The following is a 21,128-nucleotide window of genomic DNA, read 5'->3' on the forward strand; positions in this document are numbered from 1 at the left end:
TGTTTCGCCGCGGAATATTCCGTCTGGCGGAAGATACAAATGGGCGGAACCGCGCTCAGTTGCGGTTACTGATCAGTTGCCAAGCGGCGGAGCCGCATATCAATACCGCCCGACCAGTGCGTAGGTCTGCGTCGCGATTTCCAGTTCTTCGTCGGTCGGCACCACGGCCACCTTCACCCGTGCGTCCTCGGGCGAGATCAGCCGCGGCTCGTCACTGCGTATGGCGTTGAGCGCACCGTCCACCGCCAGGCCCAGGGTCTCCAGGCCCGCTACGGCCGCCTCCCGCACCGGCGCCGCGTTCTCGCCGACCCCCGCGGTGAACGCGACCGCGTCCACCGTACCGAGCACGGCGTAATAGGCGCCGATGTACTTCTTCAGACGGTGAATGTAGATCTCGAAGGCGAGCTTCGCCTCTTGGTCGCCTTCGTCGACCCGGCGACGGATCTCCCGCATGTCGTTGTCACCGCACAGACCGATCAGCCCGCTCTTCTTGTTGAGAAGAGTGTCGATCTCGTCCGTGGACATTCCGCCAACACGCATCAAATGGAAGATGACGGCCGGGTCCATGTCCCCGGATCGCGTACCCATCACGAGCCCCTCCAAAGGCGTGAGCCCCATGGAGGTGTCCACGCACCGGCCCTTCCGTACGGCCGAGGCGGAGGCCCCGTTGCCGAGGTGCAGCACGATGACGTTGACCTCCTCGGGCGCCTTGCCGAGCAGCTCGGCGGTGGCCCGGGAGACGTACGCGTGCGAGGTCCCGTGGAAGCCGTAGCGCCGGATGCGGTGCTCGTCGGCGGTCTGCACGTCGATCGCGTAGCGGGCGGCCGACTCCGGCATCGTGGTGTGGAAGGCGGTGTCGAAGACGGCGACCTGGGGGAGGTCCGGGCGCAGCGCCTGGGCGGTGCGGATGCCGGTCAGGTTGGCGGGGTTGTGCAGCGGCGCCACCGGGATGAGCCGCTCGATCTCGGCGAGCACGGCGTCGTCGATCACGGTCGGCTCGGTGAAGGCCTGCCCGCCGTGCACCACCCGGTGCCCGATCGCGGCGAGCTCGGGCGAGTCAAGGCCCAGGCCGTCCTTCGCCAGCTCCTCCGACACGGCCTTCAGTGCGGCCTCGTGGTCGCCGATCGGGCCGGTCCACTCGCGCGTGGTGTCGCTTTCGACGTGCGTGTGCTTCAGCCGCGAGGTCTCCTCACCGATCCGCTCGACGAGGCCCACGGCCAGCCGGCTGCTGTCGCGCATGTCGAGCAGCTGGTACTTCACCGACGAGGAGCCGGAGTTGAGGACGAGGACGCGGGTCGCGCTCACTGGACGGCTGCCTTCTCGATCGGGTTCTGGGCCTGGATGGCCGTGATGGCGACGGTGTTGACGATGTCCGAGACGAGGGCGCCCCGGGACAGGTCGTTGACGGGCTTGCGCAGACCCTGCAGCACCGGCCCGACGGCGATCGCGCCGGCCGAACGCTGCACGGCCTTGTAGGTGTTGTTGCCGGTGTTGAGGTCGGGGAAGATCAACACGCTTGCCTGACCGGCGACTTCGGACCCCGGCAGCTTGGTGGCGGCGACGGTCGGCTCGACGGCGGCGTCGTACTGGATCGGCCCCTCGATTTTCAGATCCGGGCGCCTGTCGCGGACGAGTTCGGTCGCCTCCCGCACCTTGTCGACGTCGGCGCCCGAGCCGGACGTACCCGTCGAGTACGACAGCATCGCGATCCGCGGCTCCACGCCGAACTGCTCGGCGGTGGCGGCCGCCTGGATGGCGATGTCGGCGAGCTGCTCGGCGTTCGGGTCGGGGTTCACGGCGCAGTCGCCGTAGACGAGGACCTTGTCGGCGAGGCACATGAAGAAGACCGACGAGACGATGTCGGCGTCCGGCTTGGTCTTGATGATCTCGAAGGCCGGGCGGATGGTCGCGGCCGTCGAGTGGACCGAACCCGACACCATGCCGTCGGCGAGGCCCTCCTGGACCATCAGCGTGCCGAAGTAGTTCACGTCCGAGACGACGTCGTACGCCAGCTCGACCGTGACGCCCTTGTGGGCGCGGAAACCCGCGTACCTCTCGGCGAAGGAGTCGCGCAGCTCGCTGGTGGCCGGGTCGATCAGTTGGCACTCGCCCAGGTCGATGCCGAGGTCGGCGGCCTTCTTGCGGATCTGGTCGACCGGGCCGAGGAGGGTGAGGTCGCAGATGCCGCGGCGCAGCAGCACCTCGGCGGCGTGCAGGATGCGCTCCTCGGTGCCCTCGGGCAGGACGACCCGGCGCTTGTCGGAGCGGGCCTGCTCGAGGAGCTTGTGCTCGAACATCATGGGCGTCAGGCGGTCGCTGCTCGGGGCCGAGACGCGCTTGTTGAGTTCGGCGGTGTCGACGTACCGCTCGAAGAGGCCGAGCGCGGTCTCCGCCTTCCTCGGTGTGGCCGCGTTCAACTTCCCTTCCAGGGAGAAGAGTTCGGCGGCGGTGGGGAAGCTGTTGCCCGCCACCGAGAGCACCGGGGTGCCGGGGGCGAGGCGGGCGGCGAGGGTGAGGATCTCGTCGCTCGGGACCTCGTTCAAGGTGAGCAGCACACCGGCTATCGGCGGGGTGCCGGCGCTGTGCGCGGCGAGCGCGCCGACGACCAGGTCGGCGCGGTCGCCCGGGGTCACCACCAGACAGCCCGGGGTCAGGGCGGGCAGGAAGTTCGGCAGCATCGCACCGCCGAAGACGAAGTCCAGGGCGTCGCGTGCCAGCCCCGAGTCGTCACCGAGGACGACCTTGGCGCCGAGGGCCTGGCCGATCTGGGAGACGGTGGGGGCGGACAGGGCGGGCTCGTCCGGGACGACGTAGCACGGCACCGGGAGCCGGCCGTCGAGGCTGCTCGCGATCTCGTCACGGTCCTCGCGGGCGACCCGGTTCGTCACCATCGCCAGGACGTCGCAGCCCAGCCCCTCGTACGCCCGGTAGGCGTTGCGCGTCTCGGCTAGCACGGCCTCGGCGGTCTGCTTGCGGCCGCCCACCACGGGGATCACGGACGCGCCGAACTCGTTGGCGAGCCGGGCGTTGAGGGAGAGCTCGTCCGGCAGCTGGGTGTCGGCGAAGTCGGTGCCCAGGACGAGGACGACGTCGAAGTCCCGCGCGACCACGTGGAACCGGTCGACGAGCGTGGACACCAGCTCGTCGGCCCCGCGCTCGGCCTGGAGGGCGGAGGCCTCGTGGTAGTCCATGCCGTAGACGGTGGCCGGGTCCTGGGCGAGCCGGTAGCGGGCGCGCAGCAGCTCGAACAGGCGGTCGGGGCTGTGATGGACAAGCGGCCGGAACACCCCCACCCGGTCGACCTGGCGGGTCAGAAGCTCCATGACCCCCAGCTCGACGACCTGGCGGCCGTCGCCGCGGTCGATTCCGGTCACGTACACGCTGCGCGTCACGCGTGCTCTCCGTTTCGTCTGGCGTCTGTCGTCGGCGGTGAGGGCTCGCGAAAATCGCCCACCGGGGTGAGCGGAACCCTCTTGACAATACCCCCGGGGCTGGATAAGGCGCCCGTCAGCATCGGCCCGTTGATCGGCGCCCGGGGCCCGTCCGACGGGAACCGCAGCCGCCTGTGGAACATGAAACAATCGGACTGGCTCACCGGCATCAACAGCGAGCAGGAGACACAGCACGATGCGCATCGGAGTTCTCACCGCCGGCGGCGACTGCCCTGGTCTGAACGCAGTGATCCGGTCGGTCGTGCACCGGGCGGTCGACAACTACGGAGACGAGGTCATCGGCTTCGAGGACGGCTACGCGGGTCTGCTCGACGGCCGCTACCGCGCCCTGGACCTGGACTCCGTCAGCGGCATCCTGGCCCGCGGCGGCACCATCCTCGGCTCCTCGCGCCTGGAACGCGACCGCCTGCGTGAGGCCTGCGCCAACGCCTCCGACATGATCCACGAGTTCGGCATCGACGCCCTGATCCCGATCGGCGGCGAGGGCACGCTGACGGCGGCGCGGATGCTGTCCGACGCGGGCCTGCCCGTGGTCGGCGTACCGAAGACGATCGACAACGACATCTCCTCCACGGACCGCACCTTCGGCTTCGACACCGCGGTCGGCGTCGCCACGGAGGCGATGGACCGCCTGAAGACGACCGCCGAGTCCCACCAGCGCGTGATGGTCGTCGAGGTCATGGGCCGCCACGCGGGCTGGATCGCGCTGGAGTCCGGCATGGCCGCCGGCGCGCACGGCATCTGCCTGCCCGAGCGCCCCTTCGACCCGGCCGACCTGGTCAAGATGGTCGAGGAGCGCTTCGCCCGCGGCAAGAAGTTCGCGGTCGTGTGCGTGGCGGAGGGCGCCCACCCCGCCGAGGGCAGCATGGACTACGGCAAGGGCGACATCGACAAGTTCGGCCACGAGCGCTTCCAGGGCATCGGTACGGCGCTGGCGTACGAGCTGGAGCGCCGGCTCGGCAAGGAGGCCAAGCCGGTCATCCTCGGCCATGTGCAGCGCGGCGGCGTCCCGACCGCCTACGACCGCGTCCTCGCCACCCGCTTCGGCTGGCACGCGGTCGAGGCGGCGCACCGCGGCGAGTTCGGCAGGATGACGGCCCTGCGCGGGACGGACGTCGTGATGGTGCCGCTGGCGGAGGCGGTGACCGAGCTGAAGACGGTGCCGAAGGACCGTATGGACGAGGCGGAGTCGGTCTTCTAGCACCTGCCGTTTCAGTTGGTGTTGTCCTGGACGGCTGCCCAGAAGAGGTCGACGATCCGGTCCAGGAAGTCCCGTCCGGCCTCGCTCGAATCGCTCGCGGCGTCCCCGTCGCCCCAGCTCAGCGTGGCGGCCATCTGCCCCTGGTAGTCCTGGTGCAGCTCCTGGAGGGTGTCCTCCAGGAGGCGCCGGTCCAGGGGCACCATCTTGCCGACCGGGCGGACGTAGGCCTGCCAGCGTGTGGTGACGGCACTGCGGAGCAGTTCGGCCAGCTTCGCCTCGCGGCCGGTGACGGTGATGAAGTCCGGGAGCGAGAGCTGGAGCAGGTCGGCCAGTGCGGCCGACTGGCGTTCGTTGCCGCGCCAGGCGTTGTGCTCCTCCATGTGGAGATAGGCGAGGAGTTCGAGGCCGGCGGTGCGGGCGACGTCGTCGGGGGCGAGACCGCGGGCGATGCGGTGCTCGCGCAAGGTCCGCGGCTTGCCGAGGAGTTCGCCGGGGGAACACCACAACACGCCTGCGAGGGCTGTGAGTTCGGTACTGGTGGGTCCGGTGATCCCGCGTTCCCAGGCGAGGACGAGATCCGGGGTGACGTAGGGCAGTCCGTACGAGGCGCGCAGACCGAAGGCGACGTGTTCGGGTCCCATGTTGAGGGCGGCGCGCAGCCGGCGGGCGGCGGGGGCGTTGAAGGGCGGGGTGGAGGGGGTGGGCTGGTTCGGGCGGTCCGAGCGGTTGTGGCGGTCGAGGTGGTTCTGACGGCTTGGGCGGTCCTGGCGGTTCGGGCGGGGAGAGGGATGGCGCACGGGCACAAGCTAGGGGCGCGACGGTGCGGTGACTACGGTCTGTTCGGCCAGTATCACGGATTGTAGGAACGTACGGTTTCGGACGTCCGTTCCCGGTGGCCGAAGATCGTCTGTCGGCGGGGCGGCGGCGCTGGCGAGGATGGCGTCGGTCCGTCCGGGCGGGCGGCCAGAGAGGACGTGATCTTCATGTACGAGGTGAATGGCAAGGTAGAGGGGCATATTCGCGAACGCCTCCTGGCCCCGAACTTCTGGCACCTCGCCACGGTCGGCCCCGACGGCACGCCCCAGGTCTCGCCCATGTGGGCGGACCTCGAAGACGAGTACGTCATGGTCAACACGTCGATCGGCCGGGTGAAGGAGCAGAACCTGCGGCGCAATCCGAACGTCTCGCTGTCCCACCACGACACGGAGAACCCCTATGACCGGGTGGAGATACGGGGGCGGGTGGTGCGGTTCGTGGAGGGGGAGGAGGCGGAGCGCGCGATGGACCGGCTGACGCGGAAGTACATCGGGGAGGAGCGGTATCCGTGGCTGCTGCCCGGGGAGCGGCGGGTGATGTTGTTGATCGAGCCGGTGCGGGTGCGCAGGGTCGTGGGGGTGGAGCCGTTTCGGGCGGGGGTGCTGCCCTCGTCGTGACCGGGGTCAGCCCTTGACGGCACCCCCGAGCGCGAACCCGCCGCCGAGCCGCCGGGCGATCAACACGTACAGCAGGATCACCGGCGTCGAGTAGACGATCGAGAACGCCGCCAGTTGGCCGTACGCCACCATCCCCCGGTTCCCGAAGAACTCGTTGATGCTCACGCTCGCCGGCATCTGGTCCGGGGTGAGCAGGAGCATGAACGGGACGAAGAAGTTGCCCCACATGACGACGAACGAGAAGACGGTGACCACCGCCACGCCCGGGCCCATCAGGGGCAGCACGATCCTTACGAGCGACTGCATCGACGACGCCCCGTCCGTCCACGCCGCCTCCTCCAGTTCCTTCGGTACGCCGTCCATGAAGTTCTTCATCAGCCAGATGGCGAACGGGAGTTGGGACGCGGCGAAGAACAGGATCGTGCCCTGCATGGTGTCGATCAGGTTCACCTGAACGAACAGCGCGTACACCGGCACCATGATCGCCGTGATGGGCAGGCTCGTCGCGAAGAGGATCGTCAGGAGGAAGGGGCGGTTCAGGCGCGAGCGGAAGCGGGAGAGTGGATACGCCGCCAGCGCCGCGCACACCACCGTCAGCAGGGTCGCGCCGCCGCACAGGATCAGGCTGTTGAGGAGGGGGGTGAAGGTGATGTCCGAGGTCAGGATCGCGTCGAAGTTGTCGAGCGTGAGGCCGTCGGGGGTCTTCACCCTGAGGTCCGCGTGCGGGTCCACCGAGGAGAGCAGGACCCAGGCCAGGGGGAGTGCGAAGGCGGCGGCGACCACCAACAGGCCCGCGTCCGCGGCCAGTCGGCGGCTGCGGCGGCGGGAGGCGAGGGTGAGGGCCATGGTGTGTCAGACCTCCGTTCGCAGCAGGCGCAGGTAGACCAGGGAGAAGAGCGAGCCGACCAGGAGGAGGAGCAGGGCGACCGCGGTGCCGTAGCCGATCATGCTGTTCTGGAAGGCCTGTTCGTACATGAAGAGGGGGAGGGTCTGGCTCTTGTCGCCCGGGCCGCCTCGTGTCATCACCCAGATCAGGCCGAAGACGGACAGGGTCTGGAGGGTGTTGAGCATCAGGTTGGTGCCGATGGAGCGGCGGATCATCGGGAGGGTGATGTGCCACATGCGGCGCCAGCCGCCCGCGCCGTCGACCTCGGCGGCTTCCGTGATCTCCTTGGGGATCTCGTTCAGGGCCGCCGAGTAGACCAGCATCGAGAAGGCCGTGCCGCGCCAGACGTTCGCGAAGGACACCGCAAGGATCGGCAGGGTGAACAGCCAGTTCTGGGACGGGAGATGGAGCCCGTCGAGGATGGCGTTCAGGGTGCCTTCGCGGCGGAAGAAGGCGTAGAGGAGGAAGCCCGCGACCACCTCCGGCAGGACCCAGGCCGTGATCACTATGCCGCCCGTGAGCGTGCGGACCGGCTTCGACGCCCGCTGCATCAGGGCCGCCAGCGCCAGGCCCAGGGTGTTCTGCCCGAGGAGGGAGGACACGACTGTGAAGACGAGGGTCAGCCATACGGCGTTGAGGAACTCCTCGTCGCCGAAGGCCTTGCGGAAGTTGGCCAGGCCGACGAAGGAGGAGTGGGCCTGGCCGGTGAGCTGGAGGTCGGTGAAGGCGATGTACGCGCAGTAGGCGATCGGGCCCGCGAGGAAGAGGAGCAGGAGGACCAGGGCCGGGGAGACGGGCAGGGCCCGGCTGAGGGCGCGGAGGGTCTTCGAGCGGCGGGAGTGCGGGCGGGGCGTCGGGCCCGGAGGGGTCTTGGAGATCTCCGGGCCGTCCGTCGTGTGCGGTGCTGCTGCGGCGGTCATGGGTGGTTGCCGCCGCTCACTTCTTGATCACCTGGTTGTCCGTGGCGTCCTTGAGCGCGTCGTCGTAGCCGCTCGCCGCCTTGTCGACCGACATGTCGCCCGTCGTCACGCCCTCCATCGCCTCCTGGACGGCCGTGGAGACCTTCGGATACGCCGGGTACGCCGGCCGGTAGTGCGTGCTCGCGACGAGGTCCGTGAAGAACTTGATACCGGGCTGGGCGGACGCGTACGACGGGTCGCTCGCGACGTCCTTGCGCACCGCGATACCGGAGTTGGCGATGTACCACTTCTCGGCGTTCGCCTTCGTCTGCATCGTCTTGATGAAGTCGAAGGCCAGGTCGGGGTTGCCCGCCTTGGCCGGGACCGCCCAGGTCCAGCCGCCGGACATGCTCACCTTGCCCGGAGCCTGGCCGTGCTGGGTCGGCATGTACGCCAGCCCCAACTCGCTGGACCACTGCGGCCATTCGTGCCCGGCGCCCTTCAGCCAGTCCTGCGGGAGCCAGGAGCCGTCGAGGGCGATGCCGAGCTTGCCCTTGGGGAGCATCTCGCCGCGGACGATGGTCTGGATGTTGGGGTCGAGGGCGGTGGAGACGTCGGTGCCGAGCTTCTCCTTGTAGACCGTTTCGACGAAGGCGAGGGAGTCCTTGAAGCCCCGGCTGCCGGCGATCCACTTCTTGGCGGCCTTGTCGTACAGCGGGTCCGAACTGCCGTCGCCCGTGCCGTAGAGCAGCATCTCGAAGGTCTGCATCGTGGCGGCCTCACCGGCGGGCTTTCCGGTGTAGACGTTGAGGGGGGTGACGCCGGGGACTTTCCGTTTGATGGTGCGGGCGGCGGAGAGGATGTCGTCCCAGTTCTTCGGCTGCCAAGTGGTGGGCAGACCGGCCTTCTTGAAGATGCCCTTGTCGAACCAGAGGCCCCGGGTGTCGGTGCCGTCGGGGACGCCGTACGTCTTGCCGTCCTCGGCCTTGGCGGCGGTCTTCGCCGTGTCGATGAACTGGTTCCAGTCCGGCCACTTGGCGAGGTACGGATCGAGGGGTTTCAAGTACCCGCTGGTGATGTCCGAGTTGATGAGGAACGTGTCCTCGTAGACCAGGTCGGGGGCGGTCTTGGGGGAGCGGAGCATCTGCTGGAGCTTGGTGTAGTACTCCGAGTCCGGGGCCTTGATGGGGACGAGCTCGACCTTCTTGCCGGGGTACTTCTTCTCGAACTGCTTCTTGACGTCCGCGAGGAAGTCGTCCATCACCTTGACGGAGTTGTCCGTGGACTGTTTGAAGGAGACCTTCACGGTGTCCGGGTCGCTGCCGGAGCCGGTGCCGCACGCGGTGAGGGTTGTTGCGGCGAGGGCGGTGGCGAGAAGGGCGGGGAGGAGGGGGAAGGCGGCGGTGGGGCGCACGGGCATGACCTCCTGCGGCTTCACTTCGTTGTGGCCGGGATGACTGCCCGGTGAACGTAAGTGGAGTGGTCTAGTCAGGTCAATGCGTCTGCGCGGGATTGGGCGTTGGCGGCTTCGGTCGGGGCGTCGGCTCGGGTGCAGGCGAGGGCGGCCTGGAGGTGATGCGCACACCCTGCCGACGACCAGGCGGTCAGCACCGCCACAGTGGGTTGCGTCACCCCTTTAAGGTACTTCCAAGTGACCTGCACAGACGTCGTGTTGGCACCGACGCACCGACCGGGGGAGAGGGAACGCATGGCGGAACAAGGGGTCACCACCGGCCAACTGCTCCTCGCCGAGTACCAGACCGTCAAGGACGAGCAGAAGTCCCGTATCGGGTTCCGGGACAACCTTCTCTACGTCACCCTCGCCGTCGTCGCCGCCGTCATCGCCGCGGCCGCCCAGGCCAAGCAGCCCGCCATGCTGCTCGCGCTTCCCCCCGTCACCGTCGTCCTCGGCTGGACCTACCTCGTCAACGACGAGAAGATCTCCGCGATCGGCAGGTTCGTCCGTGACGATCTCGGCCCGCGGCCGGCCCGACTCGCCCATGCCGAGGGTGCCTTCGCCTGGGAGACGGTCCACCGCGGGGACGTCCGCCGGCGTTCCCGCAAAGTCATCCAGTGCGCCGTCGATCTGCTGGCCTTCTGCGTCGTCCCCCTCGCCGGCCTCACCGTCTACTGGGCCGCGGGACAGACCACCGCCGGGCTGCTGTTCCTGTCCGCGCTCGAAGCGCTCACCGTCATCGGCCTTGGCGCGCAAGTCGTCCTGTACTCAAGGCCGTTCAGTTAGGGCTGCTCACCCACCGGTACTGCAACTCCGGCCGCCCCACCGTCCCGTACTGCGGACTCCGCGCCGCCCGCCCAGCGTCCACCAGGTGTTCCAGATAGCGGCGGGCCGTGATCCGCGAGATGCCCACCGCCTCCGCCACTCCCGTGGCCGTCAGTCCCTCCGTGCGGTCTCGCAGTGCCACCGTGACCCGCTCCAGCGTCGGTGCGCTCAGGCCCTTGGGCAGCGCCGCCGGCGACGGTGCCCGCAGGGTCGCCAGTGCCCGGTCCACCTCGTCCTGGCCGCTCGCCTCGCCCGCCGCCGCGTGGAACTCGGCGTAGCGGATCAGGCGGTCGCGCAGGGTCGCGAAGGTGAACGGCTTCAGTACGTACTGGACGACGCCCAGCGAGACCCCCTCCCGCACCACCGTCAGGTCCCGCGCCGACGTCACCGCGATCACGTCCGCGTGGTGCCCTGCAGCGCGCAGGGAGCGTGCGAACTGCAGGCCGTGCACATCGGGCAGATGCAGGTCCAGCAGGAGGAGGTCCACCGGCGTGCGGTCCAGCAGGCGGCGGGCCTCCGCCCCCGTGTGCGCCTTGCCGACGGCCACGAAGCCCGGCACCCGGCCGACGTACATGACGTGCGCGTCGGCGGCCACCGGGTCGTCCTCCACGACCAGGACGCGGATGGGCTGCTCGGTCGTCATACGTCACCTCTCACGGCGGCCCGCCCCGTCACGTCGGCCGTATGCAGCGGCAGCCGCACCTCGAACACCGCGCCACTGTCTGTGCCTTCCGCCACCGTCAACGTCCCCTCCTGGCGGGTGACCGCCTGCCGCACCAGCGCCAGCCCGAGACCCCGCCCGCCGGGTCCGGCCGGCTTCGTCGAGAACCCCCGTTGGAATACCAGCTCGGCATGGGCGGGATCCACCCCCGTGCCGGTGTCCGCGACCCGCATCACCAGCTCGGCACCCTCCGCGTACGCCGTCACCGTCACCCGCGCGCCGACGCTGCCCTGAGCCGCGTCCACCGCGTTGTCGATCAGGTTGCCGAGGATCGTCACCAGGTCGCGCGACGACAGGCTCTCCGGCAGCAGCCCGTCGTCCAGGCGGCTGTCCTCCGACACCACCAGCTCCACGCCCCGCTCGTTGGCCTGGGCCGTCTTGCCCAGCAGCAGTGCCGCAAGGACCGGTTCGCTCACCGCCGCCACCACCTGGTCGGTCAGCGCCTGCGCCAGCTCCAGCTCCGCCGTCGCGAAGTCCACCGCCTCCTCGGCGCGGTCCAGCTCGATCAGGGACACCACCGTGTGCAGCCGGTTCGCCGCCTCGTGCGCCTGCGAGCGCAGGGCCTGGGTGAAGCCGCGCTCGGAGTCCAACTCGCCCATCAGGGACTGCAGTTCGGTCACGTCCCGCAGGGTCACCACGGTGCCCCGGCGCTCGCCGCCCGACACCGGCGAGGTGTTCACCACCAGCACCCGGTCCGCCGTCAGATGCACCTCGTCCACCCGCGGCTCCGAGGCGAGCAGCGCTCCCGTGAGGGGAGCCGGGAGGCCCAGTTCCGCGACCGACCTGCCGACCACGTCCTCCTCGCCCGGCAGCCCCAGCAACTCCCGCCCCCCGTCGTTGATCAGCGCCACCCGGTACTGCCCGTCCAGCATCAGCAGCCCCTCCCGCACCGCGTGCAACGCCGCCTCGTGGTAGTCGTGCATCCGGCTGAGCTCGGCCGCGTTCATGCCGTGGGTGTGGCGCCGCAGGCGGGCGTTGACGACGTACGTGCCGATCGCGCCGAGCGCGAGGGCGCCGACCGCGACACCGAGCAGGGCCGAGACCTGGCTCTGCACCTGCCTGCTGATCGCCTTGACCTTGATGCCCGCGCTGACCAGACCCACGATCTCCTTGCCGTCCTTGATGGGGGTGACCGCGCGGACCGAGGCGCCCAGGGTGCCGGTGTAGGTCTCGGTGAAGGACGTGCCGTGCAGGGCCGGCTCGATGGTGCCGACGAAGTGCTTGCCGATCTGCTTCGGGTTCGGGTGGGTCCAGCGGATGCCCTTCGGGTTCATGATCGTGACGAAGTCGACGTCGGCGTCCTTCATCACCTTCAGCGCGTACGGCTGGAGCACGGCGCTGGGGTCGGGGGTGGCGATCGCCTCCCGTACGGACGGGGAGTCCGCGATCGAGCGGGCCACCGCCAGGGCCTGGCGGCCCGCCGCGTCCTCGGCCTGGTGCTGGTCGCTGACGTACGTGAACAGTGCGTATCCGGCCACGACGACCGCTATCAGCACCGCCTGCATGGCGAAGAGCTGGGCGGCGAGGCTGCGGGGTCTCGGGACGCGCATGTGCATGTCGTCAGTGTGCCTCGCACGTTAAGTGTGAACTAAATGAACGGAAGGGTGACCGGCCTCACAGGGCACGGGATAGTCACCGCATTGAGTGCGGGAGCGGAAGCGGGCCAATCGGTTCCGGCCAACGCTTCCGGCACCGAAAGCACAGAGATCCGCACCCCCGTCCCCATCTCCCCATTCCCCGGACGTGAGCCGCACGCCGGTGATGCCGACGAAGACGTCAAGGAGGGCAGCCGTGGCCGCCAGCACCCCCGATACGGCACCTGCCGCACCCGCAGTCAAGCGGGACCGCACCCACTATCTCTACATCGCCGTCATCGCAGCGGTGGCGCTCGGTATCGCCGTGGGCCTGATCTGGCCGGAGGTGGGCGTCGAGCTCAAGCCGCTCGGCACGGGCTTCGTGAGCCTGATCAAGATGATGATCGCGCCGATCATCTTCTGCACGATCGTGCTCGGCATCGGCTCGGTCCGGAAGGCTGCCAAGGTCGGTGCCGTCGGCGGTATCGCGCTCAGCTACTTCCTGGTGATGTCGCTGGTCGCGCTGACCATCGGCCTCGTCGTCGGCAACATCCTGCACCCGGGCGACGGGCTGCACCTGACCGACGCGATCAAGGCCTCCGGCCACGACCAGGTCTCCGACGAGGCGCTGCCGCCGGTCGAGTTCGTCCTGTCGATCATCCCGGTCACCTTCCTCTCCGCCTTCGCCCAGGAGCAGGTGCTGCAGGTGCTGCTGGTCGCGCTGCTCACCGGCTTCGCCCTGCAGGCGATGGGTTCGACGGGCCAGCCGATCCTGCGCGGTCTGGAGCACATCCAGCGGCTCGTCTTCCGCATCCTCGCCATGGTGATGTGGGCCGCCCCGATCGGTGCCTTCGGCGCCATCGCCGCCGTGGTCGGTTCCGCCGGCCTCGACGCGCTCAAGAGCCTCGCCGTACTGATGCTCGGCTTCTACGTCACCTGTGTGCTGTTCGTCTTCGTCGTGCTCGGCACGCTGCTGCGGGTCGTCGCGGGGCTGAACATCTTCGTCCTGTTCAAGTACCTGGCCCGGGAGTTCCTGCTGATCCTGTCCACCTCCTCCTCCGAGTCCGCGCTACCGCGGCTCATCGCGAAGATGGAGCACCTGGGCGTCAGCAAGCCCGTCGTCGGCATCACCGTCCCGACCGGCTACTCCTTCAACCTCGACGGCACCATGATCTACATGACCATGGCGTCCCTCTACATCGCCGACGCCCTGGGCACCCCGATGTCCATCGGCGAGCAGATCCCGCTGCTGCTCTTCCTGCTGCTGGCCTCCAAGGGCGCGGCGGGTGTCAGCGGCGCCGGTCTGGCCACGCTGGCCGGTGGTCTGCAGTCGCACAAGCCGGCCCTGGTGGACGGCGTCGGCCTGATCGTCGGCATCGACCGCTTCATGAGCGAGGCCCGCGCCCTGACGAACTTCGCGGGCAACTCCGTGGCCACCGTCCTGGTCGGCACCTGGACCAAGGAGATCGACAAGGACCGCGTCAGGCAGGTCCTCGCCGGCGAGCTCCCCTTCGACGAGACGACCCTCCAGGACGAGCACGAGGACGTCCGCGCCGAGGTGCCCGAGCAGGGCGGCGAGAAGGAACTGGCGAAGGCGTAGCCCGCCCCGTCACAAAGTAGCCGGACGGCTGGGTGTCCCCCCGTCGCTCAGCCGTCCGGTCCTTCCCGATCCTCACCGATCTCTTACCGAAGTCCACTAGCGTGCCGCGCCGGTCCAGTACTGGTGCGGCACGTTCGTTTTTGGAGGCACGGGGGAATGAAGATCGACTGGGACCGGCGGACGTGTGCACGCAAGGGCCATGTCACCTACGCGCCGGACGACCCCCGCCTCCGCGGGCGACTGCACGCCGAGACCGCGCTCGGGGACGTCTGGCGCTGCCTGCGCTGCGGCGACTTCGCGCTCGGCGAGCCGCACGGTTCGGGACCGGCCGCCGAGGCGCCCCTGGTGCCGCGTGGCAAGGTCCTGCGGGACCTGTTCATCCTGCGGTTCCTGGCGATCGAACGGGCCGTGCGCGGCGTCTTCATCGTCCTGGTGGCGCTGGCGGTCTGGAAGTTCAGCAACAGCCAGGACTCGGTGCGCAGGCTGTTCGACGAATACCTCGACGTCTTCCGCCCGGTCTTCAGGCACTTCCACTACGACCTCGACCACTCACCGGTCGTCGGCACCATCCAGAAGACCTTCGGCTACAAGCACAACACCCTGCTGCTGGTGGCAGCACTGCTCCTCGCCTACGCGCTCGTCGAACTCGTCGAGGCGGTCGGGCTCTGGTACGCCAAGCGCTGGGCGGAGTACCTCACGGTGGTCGCCACCGCCGCGTTCCTCCCCCTGGAGATCTACGAACTCACCGAGCACGTCAGCTGGTTGAAGATCGGCACGCTGGTGCTCAACATCCTGGCCGTCCTCTACATCCTCCTGGCCAAGCGCCTGTTCGGCCTCAGGGGCGGCCACAAGGCCTTCGAGGCGGAACGCCAGAGCGCGTCGCTGCTGGAGGTGGAGGAGTCGGCCGGGGTTCCGGCAACTCACGCTGTCTAGGCCCAGGGGTCGGTGATCTCCCGGAGCAGCGTCAGCGCCTCGCGCAGCTGCTTCATCCGCCGCTTGCCGAGGTGGGCCTCCCACTCCTTCTCGACCTCGGCGACCACACCGTCGGCGATCTCCTTGGCTGCCCACGCCTTCTCCGCCAGGCACACCAGCCGGGCCCGCTTGTCGGTCGGGTCCGGCGTCCGGCGCACATAGCCCGACTTCTCCAGCTGGTCGACCAGGAAACCCGCGGTCTGCTTGGTGATCTGCGCCTGCTCGGCCAGTTCCGTCAGTCGCGTGCCGTCCGGCCCGACACGCTGCAGGACCCGGGCCTGGGCGGGCGTGAAGTCGTCGTACCCGGACTCGGCGAGCACGGCGAAGATGCGGTTCTCCAGGGCCCGGTAGGGCAGGAACAGCAGCACCCCTGTGTTGAGTTCGCTCTCCGCCGCCACCATCGTCGTTCCCCCTCCGGCCTTCCGCATGCCTTGACATTGGTCAGAGACCCTGACTAATTTGGTCAGAGAAGCTTACCACTTGAGTGGGCGGTGATCCCCATGGGTGCGGTGTTGGAGACAGGCGAGCTCTGGCGGATCGTCGACCGCGAGCGGGCGAGCCTGGCCGACCTGCTGGAGGGCCTGAGCCCCGAGGAGTGGGAGACGCCGACAGGGTGCGGGGACTGGCGGGTGCGGGACGTCGCCGCGCATCTGACGGCGGGGGCGCGCTTCAGTCGTCGGCGGGTCGTGGGTGAGCTCGTCCGGGCCCGCGGGAACGTCGACCGGATGATCCACGACGCCTCGGTCCGCGAGGGGCGGGCGCCGGGCGAGGAGATCGTCGCCAATCTGCGCTCCATCGTCGGCTCCCGCCGCATGGCGATGCTCACCACGCCCCGCGAGTCCCTCCTCGACGTGCTCGTCCACGGCCAGGACATCGCCCTCGCGCTCGGCCGGATGCGCGAGATGCCGCCCGAGGGCGCCCGTGACGCCGCCGACCGGGTGTGGACCATGCGGGTTCCGCCCCGGCCGTGGCCCCTCCCCAAGGCCCGGCTCGTCGCCACCGACATCGCCTGGACGCGCGGCCAGGGCGAGGAGATCAGCGGCCCGATCACGGCCCTGCTCCTGCTGCTCACCGGGCGCCCGGAGGCGGCCCGCATCTGGTTCGAGCGGGCCGGCGCGCACGAGCAGTGAGACCTGCGGGGGAAGCACGGGGGAATCAGGCGGCGGGCCCGAAGCCGGGCCCGCCGCCTGTGACCGTCCGCTCGACCGTTTGGTGGCACTTGCCCCAAATCCTTTGACCCGTGGGTCGGTTGGGCCCCAGGCTGGAGAGGCTCGGGGGCACGGCCGGACGCACGGAGGCGGACATGGGGGAGCCCGACGGAGTGGAGATCCTCAGCAGCGAGCAGTACGAGGCGAAGTACGGCGCCGGGCGCGAGCCCTCGCCGCTCTCGCTCGAGCGGGTCAACGAGCTGTTCTACGAGTTCCTGATGGCGGTCGCCCGCCCGAAGCGCAGCGACGCCGACGGCAGCCGCGACCTCGCCCAGCGACTGCGCGACCACCTGGGCTCGGCGCCGACCGACCGCCCCGTGGTGAAGGCGGCGTACCCGCCCTACGACCTGCCCAACGTCCACCTCGCCCTGGAGCGCTGGTTCGCCGCGGACGGCCGTTCCTACGAGCTGGTCGGCATGCGCGGCGCCCAGCACCACGGCGAGCTCACCCTCGGCGACATCATCGAGGCCGCGGACCGCTACGACCGTTTCGTGGTCGGCGCCGTCGACTACGCCCACATGCCGATCTCCCCGGACGAGGAACTGGCCTGCGTCTCCTGCGGGTTCTACCTCGGCACGGAGGGCGAGGAGCGCTTCGCCGTCCTCCTGCGCGGCCCGCAGGACGAGTACGGACGCAACAAGGTCGAGGTCGAAGTCCTCGCGGCCGAGAAGGAGTTCGCGGACCGGCTGCTCGCCGAGCTCGACGCCCTGATGCGCGAGCACAACATCTTCCGCGGCCAGGTCCTCTCCTTCGAGGGCTCCCAGTTCGGGCACGGCCTCGGTCCGTTCCGCTTCCACCGCCGCCCCGGTCTGACCCGCGACGACATCGTCCTGCCCGCCGGCCTCCTGGAGCGCGTCGAACGCCAGGTCGTGGGCGTGGCGCGCCGCCGCGAGCAACTCCGCGCCGCGGGCCAGCACCTGCGCCGCGGCCTCCTCCTCTACGGCCCTCCCGGCACCGGCAAGACCCACACGATCCGCTATCTCCTCTCCCACCTCCCGCAGTTCACGGTGGTGATCCTCTCCGGCGAGAGCATCGACGCCATCGGCCCGGCGTGCGCGATGGCCCGTATGCTCCAGCCCGCGCTCGTCGTCCTGGAGGACTGCGACCTGATCGCCGAGGCCCGTGACTACGGCAACGGCGAACAGCCCCTGCTCTTCCAGGTGCTGAACGAGATGGACGGCCTGGGCGACGACGCCGACGTGGCCTTCCTCCTCACCACCAACCGTGCCGACCTCCTCGAACCGGCCCTCGTCCAGCGCCCGGGCCGAGTCGACCTCGCCGTGGAGATCCCCCTCCCGGACACGGAGGGCCGCGCCGCCCTTCTCGCGCTCTACGGCTCCGGGCTCGCCCTCGGCGAGGACATCACCGAGGAGGTGGTGGCCCGTACGGAGGGCACGACGGCGTCCTTCACCAAGGAGCTCGTACGGCGGTCGGTCCTGATCGCGGCGGAACGCGAGTCGCCCCGCACCGAACCGGCCGACGTCCGCGAGGCCCTCGACGAGCTCCTGTCCGACCGCGACCGGCTCACCCGCCGGCTGCTGGGGGTGCGGAACGGCAGGGAGGACGAGGAGTGGTTCTCGGAGGAGGACGAGGACGAAGAGGACGACATGGAGGTGCACGGGGGACCGCCGTCGGGGGAGTGGCTGCTGGGCCCTCGCCCCGCCCGCTCGCCCCGCCCGCCCCGCGGCTGAGGAACCCGCCCTTGCCCTGACGTCGGCGTCAAGGATTACGTTCGTACGCATGCGAATCGGCGAGCTGGCCGCACGGGCCGGGACCACGACGCGGACGCTCAGGTACTACGAGTCGCGGGGCCTGCTGCCCGCGCGGCGCTCCGGGAACGGCTACCGGACGTACGACGAGAGCGACCTGAAGCTGATCCGGCAGATCCGGACGCTGCAGGACTTCGGGTTCGACCTGGAGGAGACGCGGCCGTTCGTGGAGTGTCTGCGGGCCGGGCACCCGGAGGGCGACTCGTGTCCGGCCTCGCTCGCGGTCTACCGGCGCAAGCTGGCCGAACTCGACGCGCTGATCGGCGAGTTGCAGGCCGTACGGGCGGAGATCGGCGTGCGGCTGGCGACCGTCGAGGAGCCACCACCATTGTGCGAACTGGGAGGGCAGGAGCTGTGATCGATGTGACGGACGCGGATTTCGCGGCGGAGGTCATCGGGTCCGAGTTGCCGGTACTCGTGGAGTTCACCGCCGACTGGTGCCCGCCGTGCCGGCAGATGAGGCCGGTGCTGCACGCCCTCGCGGAGGAGGAGCGCGACCGGCTCAAGGTCGTCCAGCTGGACGTGGACACCAACCCCGAGACGACGAACGCGTACAAGGTGCTGTCGATGCCGACCTTCATGGTCTTCCGCGGCGGTGAGCCGATCAGGGCGATGGTGGGGGCGCGGCCCAAGCGGCGGCTGCTGGAGGAAATCGCCGACGTGCTCTGACCTCGCCGAATATCAAGAAATCCCCCGAGGCAATTGCGCCCGGGGGATTTCTTTGCGTATATTCAATGGTTCGCGACTTCGAGGATATCGAGTCGCGGAGAAGTTCAGTAGGCACAGTATATCCGGGCGGGAGCGGAATTGTCAAACACCGGTTTTCCAGACAATGAATTGCAGCGCGAGCAGGAATTCATCGACGGTCTGTACGCGCGCGTGGACGCCCTGCGCGGGGACACGGAGGCCGGCGTCACCGATGCGCTCGCGCAGGGCAACACGCCGATGCAGGCTCGGCTGGAGCGGGACATCCTGGTCGCCGAGCGGTCCGGACTGCTCGCCGCGCTCAACGCCGTCGACGGTTCGCTCTGCTTCGGCCGGATCGACCTGACCTCGGGCACGAGCCACCACATCGGCCGTATCGGACTGCGCACGGACGACGCCGAGCGCACGCCGATCCTGATCGACTGGCGGGCGAATGTCGCCCGTCCCTTCTACCTGGCCACCGGGTACACCCCGATGGGCCTGCGCCGGCGCCGGCACCTGACCACCGAGGGGCGTCGGGTCACCGCCCTGCACGACGAGATCCTCGACCTGGGCGACCAGGAGCGGACCGGCCACGAGGACCCGACCGGCGACGCCGTGCTGCTCGCCGCGCTCGACGCCGCGCGCACCGGCCGTATGCACGACATCGTGCAGACGATCCAGGCCGAGCAGGACGAGATCATCCGGGCGCCGCACCGCGGAGTGCTCGTGGTCGAGGGCGGACCGGGCACCGGCAAGACGGCCGTCGCGCTGCACCGGGCCGCATACCTGCTGTACGAGCACCGGGAGCTGCTCGCCAAGCGCGCCGTGCTCATCGTCGGCCCCAACCCCGCCTTCCTCGGCTACATCGGCGAGGTGCTGCCCTCGCTGGGCGAGACGGGCGTGCTGCTCGCGACGGTCGGGGAGCTGTTCCCGGGCGTCAGGGCGACGGCCGCCGACACCCGGGAGGCGGCCGCGGTGAAGGGCCGCGCCGACATGGCGGACGTCCTCGCCGACGTCGTACGCGACTGGCAGGCGCTGCCCGACCCGGTGATCGCGATCGAGCACGACCGCGAGATCCTGATGCTCGACGACGGTCTGGTGAAGGTGGCCCGCGAGCGCACCCGCGCCGCCGACCTGCCGCACAACGTCGCACGTGAGCACTTCGAGGGCCACATCCTCAACACGCTCACCGAGCTCTACGCCGAACGCGTCGGCACCGACCCGTACGACGGCACGAGCCTGCTCGACCCGAGCGACATCACCCAGATCCGCGACGACATCGCCGAGAACCGCGAAGTCTGGGCCGCCATCGACCAGTTGTGGCCGCGGCTGACCCCGCAGCGGCTGGTCGCGGACTTCCTCGCCGACCCCGTGGGCTATGTCTCCGACGACGACGCGGCCGCCATCCGGCGCCCGGTGACACGGGCGTGGACGGTGTCGGACGTACCGCTGCTGGACGAGGCGGCCGAACTGCTCGGCGTGGACGAGCGGTTGGCGCGGGCGCTGGCGGAGCGGGAGCGGGAGACGCAGGTCGCGTACGCGCAGGGCGTGCTGGACGTCTCGTACGCCTCCCGGACCTACGAGTTCGAGGACAAGGACGAGGAGGACTCCGAGGTCCTGTCCGCGCACGACATCATCGACGCCGAACGGTTCGCCGAGCGGCAGGAGGAGGACGACCATCGCAGCGCCGCCGAGCGCGCGGCGGCCGACCGGACCTGGGCGTTCGGGCACATCATCGTCGACGAGGCGCAGGAGCTGTCACCGATGGCGTGGCGACTGCTCATGCGGCGCACCCCGACCCGCTCGATGACGCTGGTCGGCGACCCGGCGCAGACCGCGGAGGCGGCGGGCGTCGGCTCCTGGGCGGACATCCTCGCCCCGTACGTCGAGGACCGCTGGGAGCACACCCGCCTGGGCGTCAACTACCGCACGCCCGCCGAGATCATGGACCTGGCGGCGGCCGTGGTGCGGGCCGAGAACCCCGACTTCGAGCCGCCGAGTTCGGTGCGTTCCACAGGTGTACGGCCATGGGTGCGCGCGACCGACGATCTGCCGGGGGCGGTCGCCGAGGCCGTCAAGGAGATGACTCCTGCCGAGGGCCGGCTCGCGGTCATCGCCCCGCGCCACCTGCACCGCAAGCTGGCCGCACGGCTGGACGGGGTGACGGCGGGCGCGGAGCCCGACCTGACGCGGACCGTCGTACTGCTCGATCCGCGGCAGTCCAAGGGCCTGGAGTTCGACTCGGTGCTGGTGGTGGAGCCGGCGCGGTACGGCACGAGCGACCTGTACGTGGCGCTCACGCGGGCCACGCAGCGGCTGGGGGTGCTGCACACCGGTCGGCTGCCGAAGGGGCTGGTCACCACCTGAATCACAGGTTCCACCCAGCCCAGGGTCACCGGGTATCACCAAGGCGTAACAGTTCGCGCCACGGTCACTGCTCGTGCA

The 21,128-nt window shown here is 69.7% G+C and carries 20 protein-coding genes; 10 read left to right on the top strand and 10 right to left on the bottom strand.

From position 1 onward, the window contains the following. Positions 1 to 99 precede the first annotated feature (99 nt). Positions 100 to 1,305, bottom strand: coding sequence for an acetate kinase (locus ACFY1L_RS40270; RefSeq protein WP_388836246.1), 1,206 nt, complete (start codon positions 1,303 to 1,305; stop codon positions 100 to 102). Next, complete coding sequence (pta, locus tag ACFY1L_RS40275) at positions 1,302 to 3,392, bottom strand: phosphate acetyltransferase (protein WP_388836249.1); 2,091 nt, start codon at positions 3,390 to 3,392, stop codon at positions 1,302 to 1,304. The genes ACFY1L_RS40270 and pta overlap by 4 nt, the downstream gene beginning before the upstream one ends. Before the next feature lie 235 nt (positions 3,393 to 3,627). On the opposite strand from pta, the gene ACFY1L_RS40280 reads away from it, so the two are divergent. Next, positions 3,628 to 4,653 carry an ATP-dependent 6-phosphofructokinase gene (locus ACFY1L_RS40280; RefSeq protein ID WP_388836252.1) on the top strand — a complete coding sequence of 342 codons (1,026 nt, stop codon included), beginning with the start codon at positions 3,628 to 3,630 and terminating at the stop codon, positions 4,651 to 4,653. A gap of 11 nt (positions 4,654 to 4,664) precedes the next feature. Here the strand turns inward: ACFY1L_RS40280 and ACFY1L_RS40285 are convergent, their stop codons facing one another. After that, on the bottom strand, positions 4,665 to 5,294 hold the full coding sequence (locus ACFY1L_RS40285) for an XRE family transcriptional regulator (RefSeq protein ID WP_388836328.1): 630 nt from the start codon (positions 5,292 to 5,294) through the stop codon (positions 4,665 to 4,667). A 342-nt stretch (positions 5,295 to 5,636) separates the two neighbouring features. Here ACFY1L_RS40285 and ACFY1L_RS40290 point away from each other — a divergent pair, with 342 nt between their 5' ends. Beyond that, on the top strand, positions 5,637 to 6,086 hold the full coding sequence (locus ACFY1L_RS40290) for a PPOX class F420-dependent oxidoreductase (protein WP_388836255.1): 450 nt from the start codon (positions 5,637 to 5,639) through the stop codon (positions 6,084 to 6,086). Positions 6,087 to 6,092: 6 nt separating this feature from the next. Here the strand turns inward: ACFY1L_RS40290 and ACFY1L_RS40295 are convergent, their stop codons facing one another. From ACFY1L_RS40295 to ACFY1L_RS40310, 4 genes are all read right to left on the bottom strand, one after another. Continuing rightward, the gene (locus tag ACFY1L_RS40295; protein ID WP_388836258.1) at positions 6,093 to 6,932 is read right to left on the bottom strand and encodes a carbohydrate ABC transporter permease; all 840 of its coding nucleotides are present in this window, start codon (positions 6,930 to 6,932) and stop codon (positions 6,093 to 6,095) included. A gap of 6 nt (positions 6,933 to 6,938) precedes the next feature. Further along, positions 6,939 to 7,892: a carbohydrate ABC transporter permease gene (locus ACFY1L_RS40300; protein WP_388836261.1), complete on the bottom strand. Its 954-nt coding sequence runs from the start codon at positions 7,890 to 7,892 to the stop codon at positions 6,939 to 6,941. A 16-nt stretch (positions 7,893 to 7,908) separates the two neighbouring features. Continuing rightward, complete coding sequence (locus tag ACFY1L_RS40305) at positions 7,909 to 9,291, bottom strand: extracellular solute-binding protein (protein ID WP_388836263.1); 1,383 nt, start codon at positions 9,289 to 9,291, stop codon at positions 7,909 to 7,911. Positions 9,292 to 9,359: 68 nt separating this feature from the next. Continuing rightward, positions 9,360 to 9,503: a hypothetical protein gene (locus ACFY1L_RS40310; RefSeq protein WP_388836265.1), complete on the bottom strand. Its 144-nt coding sequence runs from the start codon at positions 9,501 to 9,503 to the stop codon at positions 9,360 to 9,362. 76 nt (positions 9,504 to 9,579) lie between these two features. Here ACFY1L_RS40310 and ACFY1L_RS40315 point away from each other — a divergent pair, with 76 nt between their 5' ends. After that, positions 9,580 to 10,113, top strand: coding sequence for a hypothetical protein (locus ACFY1L_RS40315; protein ID WP_388836268.1), 534 nt, complete (start codon positions 9,580 to 9,582; stop codon positions 10,111 to 10,113). On the opposite strand, the gene ACFY1L_RS40320 is transcribed toward ACFY1L_RS40315, so the two are convergent. Then, positions 10,106 to 10,795 carry a response regulator gene (locus ACFY1L_RS40320; protein ID WP_388836271.1) on the bottom strand — a complete coding sequence of 230 codons (690 nt, stop codon included), beginning with the start codon at positions 10,793 to 10,795 and terminating at the stop codon, positions 10,106 to 10,108. The two genes, ACFY1L_RS40315 and ACFY1L_RS40320, sit on opposite strands and share 8 nt — an antisense overlap. Beyond that, entirely contained in the window at positions 10,792 to 12,429 is a 1,638-nt protein-coding gene (locus tag ACFY1L_RS40325; RefSeq protein WP_388836274.1) for an ATP-binding protein, read from the bottom strand. The genes ACFY1L_RS40320 and ACFY1L_RS40325 overlap by 4 nt, the downstream gene beginning before the upstream one ends. 205 nt (positions 12,430 to 12,634) lie before the next feature. Here ACFY1L_RS40325 and ACFY1L_RS40330 point away from each other — a divergent pair, with 205 nt between their 5' ends. Together ACFY1L_RS40330 and ACFY1L_RS40335 are read left to right on the top strand one after the other, a co-directional pair. Then, on the top strand, positions 12,635 to 14,047 hold the full coding sequence (locus ACFY1L_RS40330; RefSeq protein ID WP_388836331.1) for a cation:dicarboxylate symporter family transporter: 1,413 nt from the start codon (positions 12,635 to 12,637) through the stop codon (positions 14,045 to 14,047). A gap of 156 nt (positions 14,048 to 14,203) precedes the next feature. Continuing rightward, positions 14,204 to 14,980 carry a DUF2127 domain-containing protein gene (locus tag ACFY1L_RS40335; protein WP_388836277.1) on the top strand — a complete coding sequence of 259 codons (777 nt, stop codon included), beginning with the start codon at positions 14,204 to 14,206 and terminating at the stop codon, positions 14,978 to 14,980. Here the strand turns inward: ACFY1L_RS40335 and ACFY1L_RS40340 are convergent. Next, on the bottom strand, positions 14,977 to 15,420 hold the full coding sequence (locus tag ACFY1L_RS40340) for a MarR family winged helix-turn-helix transcriptional regulator (protein ID WP_388836334.1): 444 nt from the start codon (positions 15,418 to 15,420) through the stop codon (positions 14,977 to 14,979). The genes ACFY1L_RS40335 and ACFY1L_RS40340 overlap by 4 nt on opposite strands. 99 nt (positions 15,421 to 15,519) lie before the next feature. Here ACFY1L_RS40340 and ACFY1L_RS40345 point away from each other — a divergent pair, with 99 nt between their 5' ends. From ACFY1L_RS40345 to ACFY1L_RS40365, 5 genes are all read left to right on the top strand, one after another. Beyond that, positions 15,520 to 16,149: a maleylpyruvate isomerase family mycothiol-dependent enzyme gene (locus ACFY1L_RS40345; protein WP_388836280.1), complete on the top strand. Its 630-nt coding sequence runs from the start codon at positions 15,520 to 15,522 to the stop codon at positions 16,147 to 16,149. 173 nt (positions 16,150 to 16,322) lie between these two features. Further along, positions 16,323 to 17,918: an AAA family ATPase gene (locus ACFY1L_RS40350; protein WP_388836283.1), complete on the top strand. Its 1,596-nt coding sequence runs from the start codon at positions 16,323 to 16,325 to the stop codon at positions 17,916 to 17,918. A gap of 49 nt (positions 17,919 to 17,967) precedes the next feature. Beyond that, entirely contained in the window at positions 17,968 to 18,354 is a 387-nt protein-coding gene (locus ACFY1L_RS40355; RefSeq protein ID WP_361264948.1) for a MerR family transcriptional regulator, read from the top strand. Continuing rightward, positions 18,351 to 18,665, top strand: coding sequence for a thioredoxin family protein (locus ACFY1L_RS40360; protein WP_388836286.1), 315 nt, complete (start codon positions 18,351 to 18,353; stop codon positions 18,663 to 18,665). The genes ACFY1L_RS40355 and ACFY1L_RS40360 overlap by 4 nt, the downstream gene beginning before the upstream one ends. Positions 18,666 to 18,833: 168 nt before the next feature. Next, on the top strand, positions 18,834 to 21,050 hold the full coding sequence (locus tag ACFY1L_RS40365) for a HelD family protein (protein WP_388836289.1): 2,217 nt from the start codon (positions 18,834 to 18,836) through the stop codon (positions 21,048 to 21,050). Positions 21,051 to 21,128: the final 78 nt, after the last annotated feature.

Origin of the sequence: Streptomyces sp. NPDC001663, from assembly GCF_042893105.1 — a bacterium.
Classification (GTDB): Bacteria; Actinomycetota; Actinomycetes; order Streptomycetales; family Streptomycetaceae; genus Streptomyces.

Bases quoted from the DNA above. Each gene is read 5' to 3' on its own strand.
- ACFY1L_RS40280 (WP_388836252.1), top strand. From the start codon at position 3,628: ATGCGCATCGGAGTTCTCACCGCCGGCGGCGACTGCCCTGGTCTGAAC.
- ACFY1L_RS40285 (WP_388836328.1), bottom strand. From the start codon at position 5,294: ATGGGACCCGAACACGTCGCCTTCGGTCTGCGCGCCTCGTACGGACTG.
- ACFY1L_RS40290 (WP_388836255.1), top strand. From the start codon at position 5,637: ATGTACGAGGTGAATGGCAAGGTAGAGGGGCATATTCGCGAACGCCTC.
- ACFY1L_RS40295 (WP_388836258.1), bottom strand. From the start codon at position 6,932: ATGGCCCTCACCCTCGCCTCCCGCCGCCGCAGCCGCCGACTGGCCGCG.
- ACFY1L_RS40300 (WP_388836261.1), bottom strand. From the start codon at position 7,892: ATGACCGCCGCAGCAGCACCGCACACGACGGACGGCCCGGAGATCTCC.
- ACFY1L_RS40305 (WP_388836263.1), bottom strand. From the start codon at position 9,291: ATGCCCGTGCGCCCCACCGCCGCCTTCCCCCTCCTCCCCGCCCTTCTC.
- ACFY1L_RS40315 (WP_388836268.1), top strand. From the start codon at position 9,580: ATGGCGGAACAAGGGGTCACCACCGGCCAACTGCTCCTCGCCGAGTAC.
- ACFY1L_RS40320 (WP_388836271.1), bottom strand. From the start codon at position 10,795: ATGACGACCGAGCAGCCCATCCGCGTCCTGGTCGTGGAGGACGACCCG.
- ACFY1L_RS40325 (WP_388836274.1), bottom strand. From the start codon at position 12,429: ATGCACATGCGCGTCCCGAGACCCCGCAGCCTCGCCGCCCAGCTCTTC.
- ACFY1L_RS40330 (WP_388836331.1), top strand. From the start codon at position 12,635: ATGCCGACGAAGACGTCAAGGAGGGCAGCCGTGGCCGCCAGCACCCCC.
- ACFY1L_RS40335 (WP_388836277.1), top strand. From the start codon at position 14,204: ATGAAGATCGACTGGGACCGGCGGACGTGTGCACGCAAGGGCCATGTC.
- ACFY1L_RS40340 (WP_388836334.1), bottom strand. From the start codon at position 15,420: ATGGTGGCGGCGGAGAGCGAACTCAACACAGGGGTGCTGCTGTTCCTG.
- ACFY1L_RS40345 (WP_388836280.1), top strand. From the start codon at position 15,520: ATGGGTGCGGTGTTGGAGACAGGCGAGCTCTGGCGGATCGTCGACCGC.
- ACFY1L_RS40350 (WP_388836283.1), top strand. From the start codon at position 16,323: ATGGGGGAGCCCGACGGAGTGGAGATCCTCAGCAGCGAGCAGTACGAG.
- ACFY1L_RS40355 (WP_361264948.1), top strand. From the start codon at position 17,968: ATGCGAATCGGCGAGCTGGCCGCACGGGCCGGGACCACGACGCGGACG.